The 14,080-nt window shown below is 32.8% G+C and carries 10 protein-coding genes; 3 read left to right on the forward strand and 7 right to left on the reverse strand.

What is annotated here, in order from left to right; all coding sequences use genetic code 11:
* Positions 1-14: 14 nt before the first annotated feature.
* The 7 genes from NAT47_RS05580 to NAT47_RS05610 form a co-directional block, all read right to left on the reverse strand.
* Positions 15-1,286 (reverse strand): adenylosuccinate synthase, encoded by a 1,272-nt coding sequence (locus NAT47_RS05580; protein WP_250581232.1) that lies wholly within the window; start codon positions 1,284-1,286, stop codon positions 15-17.
* A gap of 104 nt (positions 1,287-1,390) precedes the next feature.
* Positions 1,391-1,828 (reverse strand): Fur family transcriptional regulator, encoded by a 438-nt coding sequence (locus NAT47_RS05585; protein ID WP_250581234.1) that lies wholly within the window; start codon positions 1,826-1,828, stop codon positions 1,391-1,393.
* A 93-nt stretch (positions 1,829-1,921) separates the two neighbouring features.
* Entirely contained in the window at positions 1,922-4,141 is a 2,220-nt protein-coding gene (locus tag NAT47_RS05590) for a RelA/SpoT family protein (RefSeq protein WP_250581236.1), read from the reverse strand.
* Positions 4,142-4,225: 84 nt separating this feature from the next.
* Positions 4,226-5,017, reverse strand: a complete 792-nt coding sequence (locus tag NAT47_RS05595) for a TrmH family RNA methyltransferase (protein WP_250581243.1) — start codon at positions 5,015-5,017, stop codon at positions 4,226-4,228.
* A 62-nt stretch (positions 5,018-5,079) separates the two neighbouring features.
* Positions 5,080-6,372, reverse strand: coding sequence for an amidohydrolase family protein (locus NAT47_RS05600; RefSeq protein WP_250581250.1), 1,293 nt, complete (start codon positions 6,370-6,372; stop codon positions 5,080-5,082).
* Between the two features lie 2 nt (positions 6,373-6,374).
* Entirely contained in the window at positions 6,375-9,398 is a 3,024-nt protein-coding gene (locus NAT47_RS05605) for an amidohydrolase family protein (RefSeq protein WP_250581257.1), read from the reverse strand.
* A 96-nt stretch (positions 9,399-9,494) separates the two neighbouring features.
* The gene (locus NAT47_RS05610) at positions 9,495-11,321 is read right to left on the reverse strand and encodes a gliding motility-associated C-terminal domain-containing protein (RefSeq protein ID WP_250581259.1); all 1,827 of its coding nucleotides are present in this window, start codon (positions 11,319-11,321) and stop codon (positions 9,495-9,497) included.
* 109 nt (positions 11,322-11,430) lie between these two features.
* On the opposite strand from NAT47_RS05610, the gene NAT47_RS05615 reads away from it, so the two are divergent.
* Genes NAT47_RS05615 through NAT47_RS05625 form a run of 3 tightly spaced genes read left to right on the forward strand, consistent with a single transcriptional unit; the run spans position 11,431 to position 14,069 of the window.
* On the forward strand, positions 11,431-12,411 hold the full coding sequence (locus NAT47_RS05615) for a GNAT family N-acetyltransferase (protein ID WP_250581261.1): 981 nt from the start codon (positions 11,431-11,433) through the stop codon (positions 12,409-12,411).
* Positions 12,408-13,508, forward strand: coding sequence for a DegT/DnrJ/EryC1/StrS family aminotransferase (locus NAT47_RS05620; RefSeq protein WP_250581269.1), 1,101 nt, complete (start codon positions 12,408-12,410; stop codon positions 13,506-13,508). The genes NAT47_RS05615 and NAT47_RS05620 overlap by 4 nt, the downstream gene beginning before the upstream one ends.
* On the forward strand, positions 13,509-14,069 hold the full coding sequence (locus tag NAT47_RS05625; protein ID WP_250581271.1) for an acyltransferase: 561 nt from the start codon (positions 13,509-13,511) through the stop codon (positions 14,067-14,069).
* Positions 14,070-14,080: the final 11 nt, after the last annotated feature.

Consider the following 14,080-nt stretch of genomic DNA (forward strand, 5'->3'; position numbering starts at 1 on the left):
AGCGTTTTTGGTGTTTATTTCATTATCGTTTGTTTTCTATCTGGACCAACTGAGATTACTTTGATTGGTACTTCGACTTCTTTTTCAATAAACTCGATATATGTTTTTAATTCTTTCGGTAATTCATCATATGTTGTCATTCCTGTTAAATCTGCTTTCCAACCTTTCATTTCTGTGAAAACAGGAGTAACATTTTCGGGTTCAATATTGTAGGGTAAATGTTTAATTTGTTGCCCTTTGTAGTTGTAAGCAGTGCAAACTTGTAAAGAATCAAATCCAGAAAGAACATCGCCTTTCATCATGTATAATTGTGTTACACCATTAACTTGAACGGCATATTTTAAAGCTACTAAATCTAACCAACCACAACGACGAGCACGTCCGGTAACCGAACCAAATTCGTTTCCTACTTTTGCCATCGTTTGTCCAGCTTCTTCAAAATCTTCTGTTGGGAAAGGGCCACTACCAACACGAGTGGAATACGCTTTAAAAATCCCGAAAACGTCTTTTACTTTGTTAGGTGCAATTCCTAAACCTGTACAAGCACCAGCTGCAGTTGTGTTTGAAGAAGTTACGTAAGGATACGTACCAAAATCAACATCCAATAAAGAGCCTTGCGCTCCTTCTGCTAATATTGATTTTCCCTCTTTTAAGGCTTTGTTTAAGTATTCTTCGCTATCAATGAAAGTTAATTTTTTCAAGTCTTCTACTGCTGCAAAAAACTCATCTTCCATTTCTTTTAAGTTATATTGTAATTCTACATCGTAGAAAGCAATCATAGCTTCGTGCTTGTCAGCTAAACTTCTGTATCTTTCTTTAAAATCTTCTAATTCGATATCACCAACTCTAAGTCCATTTCTACCTGTTTTGTCCATGTATGTTGGACCTATACCTTTTAAAGTAGAACCAATTTTTGCTTTTCCTTTTGATGCTTCAGAAGCAGCGTCAAGTAAACGATGTGTTGGTAAAATTAAGTGTGCTTTTCTAGAAATGAATAATTTAGCAGTCACATCCATGTTGAATTTTGCCAAACCTTCAATTTCCTTTTGGAAAACTACTGGGTCGATTACCACTCCATTTCCGATGATATTGATTGCATTTTTATGGAAAATCCCAGAAGGAATAGTTCTTAAAACGTGTTTAATTCCGTCAAATTCTAAAGTATGTCCCGCATTTGGACCTCCTTGAAAGCGAGCAATAATATCATATTTAGAGGTAAGAACATCGACGATTTTTCCTTTTCCTTCGTCTCCCCATTGTAATCCAAGTAGTAAATCTACAGTCATTGTGTTGTTGTTTATTATTTGTAGTTAGTTGTATTGTTTTTTTTTGGATAGTACAGACAAGTCATTGACTTGTCTGTACGTTTTTTTTTATTTAAGAATATCAGTTATTGTTGTTTTTTTGTTCCATAGAAATAAAGAGAGTGATTTGAGATTTCAATGCCAAACATCTCTTCCATAGTTTGTTTTATTTGTTGAATTCTTGGATCACAAAATTCAATAACTTCACCAGAATCAGTTAAAATAATATGATCGTGCTGTTTGTCGAAATATGATTTTTCGTAATGTGCCTGATTTTGTCCAAATTGATGGCGACGTACCAATCCACATTCTAGCAAAAGTTCGATTGTATTGTAAAGAGTTGCTCTACTCACTCGATAGTTTTTGTTTTTCATTTTGATATATAAAGATTCGATATCAAAATGCTCCGGAGTATTGTAAATTTCTTGAAGAATGGCATAGCGCTCCGGTGTTTTTCGGTGTGCTTTTTCTTCTAAAAATTTAGTAAAAACGTTCTTTACAATTTCTTGATTATTGTTTTCCATCGTATTGAAAAATGAAATATTCGCAAAGATAGTGTTATTTTTGCTTTGTGTAAAATTCTAGTTTTATTTAGGTTTCTAAGTTATTAACTTTTGTTAATTATTATAAACTCTTGTTACTTTATCAATCCCGTCAACTTTTTTAATGTTTTCAATAAGTTTTTTTAAGATAGTATTATTTTGAACTACTACCGCTACTTGACCATTAAAAATTCCCGCTTCACTATTTAAGGAAATACTTTGGATATTTACATTCATTTGATTGGAAATTACTTTTGTTAATTCATTAGTAAGTCCTAAAACATCCATTCCTGTAATTTTTAAAACAGCTTTGAACTCTTCTTGAGACGAATCAATCCATTTCGCTGGAATAACTCTATAGGCGTAATTGGAACGCATACTAATAGCGTTTGGGCAGTTTTTTCGATGTACCTTAATTCCTTCGTTGATTGTTACAAATCCAAAAACATCGTCTCCAGGTATCGGATTACAACAAGTAGAAAGTTTATAATCTAGCTTGTCTTGTTCAGTTCCAAAAACCAATAAATCATATTTTTTGCTTATTTCATTTTTTTGAATTTGATCTGATGCTGTTGAAGGAGAGCGCTTGATTGTCTTCTTGAAGAAGTTAACCAGGGTATTACTTTTTTGAGCTGCGTAATCTTTTAATTGTTGGTTTTCAATGGCTCCAATTCCAGTTCGATAAAACAAATCTAAACTGGTTTGAAGTTTAAAAAAGTTAACTAATTCATTAATTGTATTTTCGTTAAGTGTAATTTTTAAATGGCGAAGTTTGCGTTCCAATAATTCTTTTCCTTCTTCAGCAATTTTCTTTGTATTTTCATTTAATACATTTTTAATTTTGGTTTTTGCTCTAGAGGTAGTAACATAATCTAGCCATTGAGATGTTGGTTTTTGATTCGCAGAAGTTATTATTTCCACTTGATCACCACTGTTAAGTTCATAATTCAGTGGTACTAATTTTCCATTAACTTTTGTTCCTCTAGTTTTTACTCCAATTTCAGAGTGAATACTGAACGCAAAATCTAAAGTAGTGGCTCCTTTTGGAAGGGATTTTATTTCTCCTTTAGGGGTAAAAACATAAATTTCTTTTGAATACAAATTGAGTTTAAAATCTTCAACAAAGTCAACCGCATTTGAAGCCGAATTTTCCAAAGCTTCTTTAAGTTGGTTCAACCAAATTTCTAAACCGTGTTCTTCAGAAGCTCCGTTTTTGTATTTATAGTGAGCGGCATACCCTTTTTCGGCTACTTCATCCATGCGTTCACTTCGAACTTGGATTTCCACCCAGCGTCCTTTAGGCCCCATTACGGTAATGTGTAAAGCTTCATAACCCGTGGATTTTGGTGACGAAATCCAGTCACGCAATCGGCTAGGTGAGGGTCTGTAGTGATCGGTTACAATAGAATATATTTTCCAAGCTAGGAATTTTTCATCGTGTTGATTCGATTTGTAAATAATTCGAAGGGCAAATTTATCATATACCTCATCAAACGTTACCCCTTGGGCCTTCATTTTTCTTCGAATAGAGTAAATTGATTTTGGGCGACCCTTCATGGTAAATTCGATCCCTTCATCTGTAAGTGATTTACTTAATACCTCAGAAATCGTTTTGATGTATGCATCTTGTTCTTCTTTGGTCTCTTTTATCTTACTTACAATATCATTGTAAACCTCAGGTTCGGTATATTTTAATCCTAAGTCTTCAAGTTGTGTTTTGATGTTATAAAGACCCAAACGATGTGCTAATGGTGCGTAAATATATAAAGTTTCGGAGGCAATTTTGGCTTGTTTGTAATCGGCCATGCTTTCCATGGTTTGCATGTTGTGTAAACGGTCTGCAATTTTTATCAAGATTACGCGAACATCATCGTTTAATGTTAGCAGCATTTTACGAAAGTTTTCAGCTTGAACAGATATCTCTTGTTCGGTTTTAACTTTTGCAATTTTTGTTAATCCTTCTACAAGCTGTGCAATTTTAGGATTAAACATTTTTTCAATATCCTGCACGGTGATGTCAGTATCTTCTACTACATCATGCATTAAGGCTGCGGCGATAGAAGTGGCACCTAAACCAATATCTCTAGCCACAATTTTAGCTACTGCAATGGGATGAAAAATGTATGCCTCTCCTGATTTTCTTCTCTGATCTTTATGGGCATCAACAGCTACATCAAATGCCTTACGTATGATTTTTTTATCTTCATCGGAAAGGGTTTGATAACTGATGCGAAGTAGTTCTTTGTATTCTTGCGCAATGGCTTTGTTTTCGGCTTCTAATTCTAGCTCTGTCATATCTATTCTTTAACTAATTAAAAGTAAGGTTTTTTTTCTAATTGTACAAGTTTAGAAAACAGAAAACAGATAAAAGAAAAAACATTAAAATCCGCGTTGTCTTTTCGCTTCAAATAGTAAAATAGCGGCTGCGACAGAAACATTCATGGAATCGATTTCACCTTGCATTGGAATAATAATATTTTTAGTGCTTTCAGTTCGCCATTTTTCAGATAAACCTGTTGCTTCTGTACCAACAACTAAAGCAGTAGGAGTGGTGTAGTCTTGCGAATGATATTCTGTTGAATCTTGTAAAGTAGCCGAAAAAAAATTGATTTTATTTGCTTTTAAATAAGCAATAACTTCTTCCGTAGTTCCAACTGCAATTTGTCGGGTAAACAAACACCCAACACTTGAGCGAACAATATTGGGATTGTATAAATCGCTTTTTGGATTGGCGATGATAATTGCATCAATATTAGCCGCATCTGCGGTTCTTAAAATAGCGCCAACGTTTCCTGGTTTTTCCAAAGATTCCCCAACTAAAATTAATGGGTTTTTAGAAAGTTTTAAATCTGATAAGGCTAATGATTTTGTTTTGGCAATTGCTAAAATGCCTTCGGTTGTATCGCGATAGGCTAGTTTTTGATAGACCTCTTTCGAGATTTCGATAAGTTCTACTGAGTTCGATTTTACCAGATTTTTTATTTCTTTTTCCGAAATGATTTCAGGTAAAAATAAAATAGTTTCTAATTCATAACCGCCTTTTAATGCCAATTCAATTTCGCGTTTTCCTTCAATTAAAAAAGTGCCCGTTTGTTTACGAACTTTTGCCTTTTCTTGTAATTGAACTAACGATTTAATAAACGGATTTTGAACCGAGGTGATTTGTTTCATGAATAAGAAATTATAAGGCAAAAATACAAAAAAGCCTCTCATTTACTGAAAGGCTTTTGGTCTTATTTTTTTTGTTGTTCGAATTTTCCTTTGTAACGTTGGTACAATTCGGTGTGATGACTTTCCAAACTGATTTGTCTTCCATCGATAAATGCGAATGAAATTACATTGGTTTTCATGTCTAAAGCATCGCCTTCAGAAATAAATAAGGTAGCGCTTTTACCTGATTCTAACGTTCCATATTGCTTGTCAATTCCTAAAATTTTTGCAGAATTTCCTGTGATTAATTGTAATGCCTGCTCTTTTGTTAATCCCCAAGCGGCACAAGTTCCGGCATAAAACGGAAGGTTTCGGGTTTGCATACGTTCCATGTCGCCCGCATTTTGTAAGCCAACTAAAACGCCTGCATCCACTAATAATTTAGCATTTTTGTATGGTAAATTAACATCTTCATCTTCTAATAAAGGTAAACTGTGTACGCGATTCAATAAAACAGAAACGTTATTTTCTTTTAATAAAGTACCTACTTTAAAAGCATAATAACCTCCAACAATCGTCATGTTTTTGATGTTGTTTTTCTTTTTGAACAAAACCGCATCAATGATTTCTTTCTCACCATTTGCATTTACAAATAAAGTTTTTTCACCAGTTTGTAAACCTTTCATGGCTTCAAAAGGAATGTCTTTTTTTGCATTTTTACTTCCCAAATAAGCAAAAGCATTTTCAAAATATTCTTGAATCGCTTTCACTTGAGGATCGTAGTTTTTGTTCATTTCAATTCCTCCTGGTTCTGCCCACCAACCCGCTCTTGAATAACTTCTTGGCCAGTTTAAGTGAATACCATCGTTAGCTTTTATTGTAGCATCTTCCCAATTCCAAGCATCTAATTGAACAATTGATGAAGTACCTGCAATTCTTCCGCCTCTTGGTGTAATTTGCGCTAATAAAACTCCGTTTGGACGCGTAGTTTCTACCAATTTAGATTCAGCATTATAAGCAATAATACTTCTTACGTGAGGATTGAATTCTCCAATTTCACTTTCGTCATCTGAAGCTCTTACCGCATCAATTTCAACTAAACCTAATGTTGAATTTGGCGCAATGAATCCTGGATAAACATGTTTTCCAGAAGCATCAATCACAATATCGTGTTTGGCTGGTTTCATTACGGTTGCATCGCCAATAGTGGCAATTTTTCCATCGATAATCGAAATTAAACTGTTTTCGATTACTTGTCCGTTTCCTAAATGTGCTTTGGCACCTAAGATTAAAATCGATTTGCTTTGTTTTGGTGCTGGCGTTTGTTGGGCAAACCCAAAAAAAGAAATAAGTAAAAGAACTATATATTTTTTCATAATTAGTTGTATTTGTAGTGCGACTCTTTGCAATATTCTCCTAAAGTATCACAGTGGTAGTGACCGTTTTCTTTTTTCTTAGGCAATTGCGTTTTCATTCCTTTGTTTTTAGCGTCTAACATGAAATTGATTAGTTCAGCACGCTCTTTTTGAATTAAGGCTAAAGTCTCTTTTTCTTTTTCTAAATCGTAGAAAATGATTCCGTCTACTAAAGTTTTTTCTGCTCTTGTGTAAATAGACAAAGGACTGTCTGACCAAAGTACCACATCGGCATCTTTACCCACTTTAATACTTCCTACTTTATTATCTACTTGAAGAATTTTTGCTGGATTTAAGGATACGAAATTCCATGCTTCTTCCTCTGTTACGTTTCCGTATTTCACTGTTTTAGCTGCTTCTTGGTTTAGTCGTCTTGACATTTCAGCATCATCTGAATTGATAGAAACTTTTACACCTTCGTTCATCATGATTGAAGCGTTGTATGGAATAGCATCGTTAACTTCATATTTGTAAGCCCACCAATCGGCAAATGTTGAACCAGCAACACCGTGAGCTGACATCTTATCTGCTAATTTATATCCTTCTAAAATGTGTGTAAACGTTTGGATTTTGAATCCGTAACGCTCAGCTAATTTTATCAACATATTAATTTCCGATTGTACATAAGAGTGACAAGTGATGAAACGTTTTTTAGCTAAAATTTCGCCTAAAACTTCCATTTCGATGTCAAATCTTGGCATTTTTTTATTCTTGCCAGATTTGTAAGCATCCCATTCGTTTTTATATTCGATAGCTCTAGTAAAATAATCTTCATAAACTTGTTCTACACCCATACGCGATTGTGGGAAACGATTACGAGCATTATCTCCCCAATTCGATTGTTTTACGTTTTCACCCAAAGCAAATTTGATATATTTTGGAGCATCTTTTACTAACATTTCATCAGGAGAATACCCCCATTTTAATTTGATGAATGCCGCACGACCACCAATTGGATTTGCAGAACCATGTAATAAGTTAGCCGAAGTAACGCCACCCGCCAAATTTCTGTAAATATTAATATCATCTGAATTTACAACATCTTCAATGGTAACTTCTGCTGATGAATTTTGACCACCTTCATTTACTCCATTTGAAATAGCAATATGTGAGTGTTCATCAATGATTCCAGCCGTTAAATGTTTTCCAGTTCCGTCAACTACTTTTGCTCCAGTTGAAGGTAAGTTTTTGCCAATTTTTGCAATTTTTCCGTTTTGGATTAAAACATCGGTTTCTTTTAGAATTCCGTCTTTTTCACCTGTCCAAACGGTTGTGTTTTTGAATAAAATAGTTTCTTGTTTTGGTTTTTCAGTCGTTCCAAACGAAATATTTGGATACGTTACAGCATACATGGAAGGAACTTTTGGTTCGTCTTTTTTGTCGTCTTTCTTTTTATCTTCTTTAATTTCAGTAGCTCTTTTTGTAGCGGTCCAAGACGTTTCGTTTCCATTTTCTAAAACAGCTTTTCCTTGCATCATGTCTTTTACGAAAGTTCCAGAAAGTCTAACGAAATTCGCTTTTGTAGTATCTTGATTTTTGATTACCAAGTTTATCCAAGGATCATTGAATTGAATCTTTGTTCCAAAGTTGATGCTATCTTTAACTGCTTTAGCTTCAAATTTTGAAGTTTCGCCTTCGATTTTTAATTCGAATTTGTGATTATCAAAAACTAAATCGTATGTTCCTCTAATATCAGTAGGATTGATTTTGTCGATGATATTTCTATTTCCTTGCACCCAGTTTTCTAAGATGTTGCTTTTGTCTTCAAAAAGATCACCTGAAACAATGATGAAGTTCGCTAATTTTCCTTTTGAAATAGAACCTACTTTATCAAATTGATTTACCAATTTAGCAGGAGTTTCTGTTAAGGCTAATAACGCTTTGTCTTTTGGTAAACCATAATTCACAGCTTTTCTTAAATTAGATAAAAACGATTTTGTATCTTTTAAATCAGCTGTAGAAAGCACAAAAGGGACATTATTCTCAGCCAAGATTTTCAAGTTGAATGGTGCTTGATTCCAAAACTTCATATCGCTCAAGCTTACTTGTTGCGCTAAATAAGGGTCAGAAACATCATAAGCATCAGGGAAATTTAATGGTATGATGAAAGTAGCGCCTGATTTTTTGATTTCGTCAATGCGTTCAAATTCGTTTCCGCTTCCTTTAATTAGGTATTTTACTCCAAATTCATTCCCTAATTTATTTGCTCTTAATGCATTTAGTTTATCACCAGCATTAAAGATTTGCAATAAAGATTTGTTCGCATTGAAAGCTTCTAAGGACAAATCTTTGGTAGTAGCACTGCCTTGTGCATACCATTTTGCATCGTGATATACCTGACGAATTAAAGCCATACTTCCCATCACTGAAGAAGGATAGCTTTGCTTTGTAAATTTACTTCTGCTGAATGTAAAATGTTGTGATACTTTATCTTTTAACATTCTATCAGCGTTAGTGCCGAAGTCGTTTAAGGTCCAAAGTAAACCAGTTCCAGCAATCACACCATCATTATGATGACTTAAAACGGTTCCAAACCCAGCTTCTCTCAAACTTCCGGCTACTTTTGAATCATAATTTAAGTTTTCGTAGGCATTGTATTCTGGTTTTATGTGATCGTTCCAATAATAACCTTCACGATTAGTGTCATACTGAGGCGTGAAATTACCATTTGGTCTTGGAGTAGGTTTGTTTATTCCAAATTCACTATACAATTCGATGAATGATGGATAAATTGTTTTCCCTGTTGCGTCTACAAGTGTAGCTCCTTTTGGGATGGTAACATTAGTTCCTACTTCTACAATTTTGTTTTCTTTGATTAACAGCGTTGCTTTTTCAATTTTTTGCGTTGCTGATACATAAATAGTAGCGTTTGTAATTGCGGTAAAGTTTTTAAAACTTTGTTTTACGCCATCATTTTTTGGAAAATATTCTTGTGCATTCGTTGATAAAGAAAGCAAGAATACTAACAATAACGATAAGTATCTCATGTTTTTAGGGTTTTGTAATGGCTAAAGATAAAAATTATCTTCGATTTAATAATTCATGAATCAGAATTTGTAAAATTTTAACTTTTGATGATTCAATTAACGCAATAGATATAAATATCCTGTTAAAGGTTCAGGATAATCGGAATCGTTTAATTGTAGAATATAAAAATAAGTACCGCTTGGAGCTTTATTACTCAATATGCCATCTTCAACATAACCATCCCAGTCTGGTTTAGTATTATTACCTGTCCATAATAATCTTCCCCAACGATTGTAGATGAACAGTTCAAAATTCAAAAATACATCCCTTAATCCATCTATGAAAAAGGAATCGTTTGCTCCATCATTGTTTGGTGAAACAGCATTGTAAACAGTTGGAGGACAGTTTTTTGTTAATAATAGGAAAGAAGTTACGGAAATACACCCATTGTCGATTCGAACAAAAATTTCTTTGGGAGAGTTTGTTGTTTGGAAGTTATTAGTGTTTAAAATAGGGTTGTTATTTTGTAAAGCATCATCATAACTTTCGTGAAAAGAAACAACGTGATTACCATTAGTTTTGACTAATTCAGAATAGCTTGAAAAATCAAAAACACCACTATTAAGACCTAAATTACACGTTGTTAAATTTTCTAATGTATTAAAGCTAGGAGATACAATTAATGTTATTTCAATTTCAAATGTATTATTGTTTTCTATTAATTCTGGTCTAATTCCTATACCACTTCCGGTATCATCAACGACGGCTTTTAAAGTAAAGTTTAAAGGTATTGTATTTGGTATTGTTAAATTGATAGTTCCGTATTCACTACCACCAATAGGAATAACATTTTGGGTATAAGTTGTAGCCAAAACTTCGCTTCCCACATAAAAAGTAATAGGTGTATTGGCTTGTAAAACTTCGGTACTATTTATGTTGGAAACAGTAAAGGCAAGGGTAAGTTCTCTTGAATTACATTCAGATGATGGATTTTCCAAAACTATAGTAGCATCTGGAAGTTGACTGTTTAGTTTAGTAACTATAGTACTTAACATCACATAATCTTGAGCTGATTGGAGTGAAACCGTTGCAGAAGTAGTTCCTGGAACGATATAATTTTCAATAGAGTAAACATCCAAATCCATATTGTATAGATTTGTTTCGTTTATTTCAGTATTGGTTCCGTTGAATGCATTGTTACTAGGATTTAGAGAATTACTGAGTATGGTTGTTACGCCATTTGCAGAAAAACTTAGACGTTCACTTTCTTGTATCATTCTGTCACCTTCCCAAGCGATAAATCCAATTTTTGCACCGGTATTACTGATCAAATAAAGATTGTTTAATTCAATTGTCATATTGTCAATTATTGGTGGAGAAGCATATGGATTTGGAGAAAGTGCTTCTAAGCCTTGATAAATATTAATTTGATTTAATGTTAAGTTTGGATTTTCATACACCACAAGAATTGCCCAACCAGCAAATTGAGTAGCATTTAAATAGTAAGTTGTAACTAAGCTGTTAAGATCAAAATCGGATAATGTGTAAGTTCCATTACCATTATTTTGTACAAATGTTGTAATGTCTTTAAATGCACTAAAGTAATCTAAACTACTTGAGGTTCCTTGTATTGTATTTAAGATATCTGGTGTCATATCCGTTCCGTTCAACTTAACTAAAGTATCACCAGAACCACTGCCAGCCCAATATAAATAGGCTCTTTCAATTCTATCGTTACTTGATAAATTTAAATTAGCTGATGATTGCGTTAATAAGTAATCTGGAAACATGAAATTATTTTCATAAGGGTTCATCGTATTCCCAATAAAAGTAAAATCGTATCTACCGTTGATTTGAGTAAATATTGAAATATCCTGTGCTTTGGTGAAAGTTGGAGTAATTATTTGTGTTAGAAAAATGAGGCAAAGTAATTTTTTCAACATACTGATTTAGTGAAAATACGGTCATAAATTTACTATATTTTTTTAAAAAACTTATTAAAGATGATAGAACCCATAAAAAATTAGTAATTTTCCGCTTTAAAAATTAGTTTTGAAGAAGTTTCAAGTACAAAAATACCACTCAAAACACACTGCTTTATGGAATGAATTTGTAGCTAAATCCAAAAATGCTACTTTTTTGTTTCATCGAGATTTCATGGAATATCATCAAGACCGATTTCAAGATTTTTCACTTTTAGTATTTGATGAAAATCAGCAATTAATAGCGGTTTTACCTGCTAATAAAGTTGAAGAAACCCTTTTTTCACATCAAGGTTTAACCTATGGAGGTATTTTACTTCTAGAGAAGACAAAACTTTCGGAAGTTATTTTTATTTTAAAATCTATTTTTGAATATTTGAATGCATTAGGGTTTAAAAAATTAATTTTTAAAGAAATACCAACAATTTATAACCAAATCCCATCCGGCGAATTAAAATATTTAATGTTTTTGATGCAAGGTAATTTGACCAGAAGAGATGTTTTATCGGTAGTAGATTTAAAATCTTCATTTACTTTTTCACGTGATAGAAAAAATGGCGTGAAACGTGGAATTAAACACAATTTAGTTGTAAAAGAAGAATCTAATTTTGATTCTTTTTGGAACGAAATTTTAATACCCAATTTAGCTCAAAAACACCAGGTTAAACCCGTACATTCTTTAGAAGAAATTCAATATTTACATAATAAATTTCCAAAAAATATTCGACAATTTAATGTGTATCAAAATGATACAATTGTTGCTGGAACTACTATTTTTGAAACCGATTTAGTAGCGCATTCACAATATATTTCTGGAAATTCTGACAAAAATGAATTGGGAAGTTTGGATTTTTTACACGATTATTTAATTTCCAATGTTTTTAAAAACAAAAATTATTTCGACTTTGGAATTTCAAATGAAAATCAAGGAAGAAATATAAACGAAGGCTTATTGTACTGGAAAGAAAGTTTTGGAGCCAGAAGCATTACACAAGATTTTTACGAAGTTGAAATTAAAAATTACACCTTGTTAGACAACGTTTTATTATGATACATTTTCTAAATTTAAAAAAAATAAACCAACCTTTTGAAGTTGCTTTTCAAGAAAAAATGAAGCAATTTTTAGAGGGCGGTTGGTATATTTTAGGAAATGAAGTCAAGCAATTTGAAACCGATTTTGCAGCATATTGCGGAACAAGATATTGTATTGGAGTAGGAAATGGTTTAGATGCTTTAGTTTTGATTTTTAAAGCCTACATTCAATTAGGAAAACTGCAAAAAGGAGATGAAGTAATCGTTCCAGCCAACACTTATATTGCTAGCATTCTTGCCGTTTTACAAGCCGACTTAATTCCTGTTTTAGTGGAACCTCGATTGGAAACGTACAATATCAATCCAGAAGAGATTGAAGCCAAAATAACTTCCAAAACTAAAGCCATTTTACCTGTTCATCTGTACGGTCAATTGTGCGAAATGAAAGCGATAAATGAAATAGCACAGAAGTATAAATTATTAGTTATTGAAGATGCAGCGCAAGCACATGGAAGTCAATTTTCTGAAAATGAAAGAGCAGGAAATTTATCAAATGCTGCAGCGTTTAGTTTTTATCCGGGTAAAAATTTAGGCGCTTTAGGTGATGGAGGTGCAATCACTACTAACGATGATGCATTGGCAGAGGTTTTGTTTTCGATGCGAAATTATGGTTCGAAAGTAAAATATGAAAATGAAATTATAGGAGTAAATTCGAGATTAGACGAATTACAAGCGGCTTTTTTGAATATTAAATTGAAGCAATTAGATTCGGAAAATGAATTTCGCAGAAGTATGGCAAAACGTTATCTTTCTGAAATAAAAAATGATAAGATTACACTTCCGAATTGGGATTTTTCTCAAAACCATGTCTTTCATTTGTTTGTAATTCGAACAGCAGATCGATTAGCATTACAAAATTATCTAAAGGACAACGGAATTGAAACGATGATTCATTATCCCATTCCACCACACAAGCAAAAAGCTTTAGTTAATTGGAATCAATTATCATTTCCAATTACAGAGAAAATTCATAGTGAGGTTTTGAGTATTCCATTGAATTCGGGTTTAAAAGCTTCTGAAATCCAACATATTATAACCGTTTTAAATAAGTTTTAAATGAGTTTGAAAAATATTCTTTTTGTTAGCTTGAGGGTTTGGAAATATCGCTTTTTGTCTGATTGTCAAAATGTTTTTGGTAAGCCAGTGTTACATCAACCTTTGCTTTTAAATGGTAAAGGGAAAATATCTTTTGATACAAATTGTAAATTTGGATATCAAGCATCTCCTATGTTTTATTCATCATATTGCTATATCGAGGCAAGAAATACAGATTCAGAAATTATTTTTGGTAAGAATAATCATTTTAATAATAATTGTAGAATTGAAGCAAATGTTCGAATTGAATTTGGTAATGATGTTTTAGTTGGTGTTAATTGTTCTTTTTTAGATAACGATGGTCATAATTTAGCCATTGATAAACGTAAGAATGGAATCCCAAATGTAGCCCCAATTCGTATAGGAAATAATGTTTTTATTGGCGACAATGTAACAGTTTTAAAAGGTGTTACTATTGGAGATAATGCAGTTGTAGGAAATGGAAGTATTGTAACAAAATCAATTCCTTCAAATTCTGTAGCAGTTGGAAATCCTGCAAAAGTGATTCGCGAATTGAATTAAAAAAAGTTACT

Source organism: Flavobacterium fragile, from assembly GCF_023634865.1.
In the GTDB taxonomy this organism is placed as follows: Bacteria; Bacteroidota; Bacteroidia; order Flavobacteriales; family Flavobacteriaceae; genus Flavobacterium; species Flavobacterium fragile.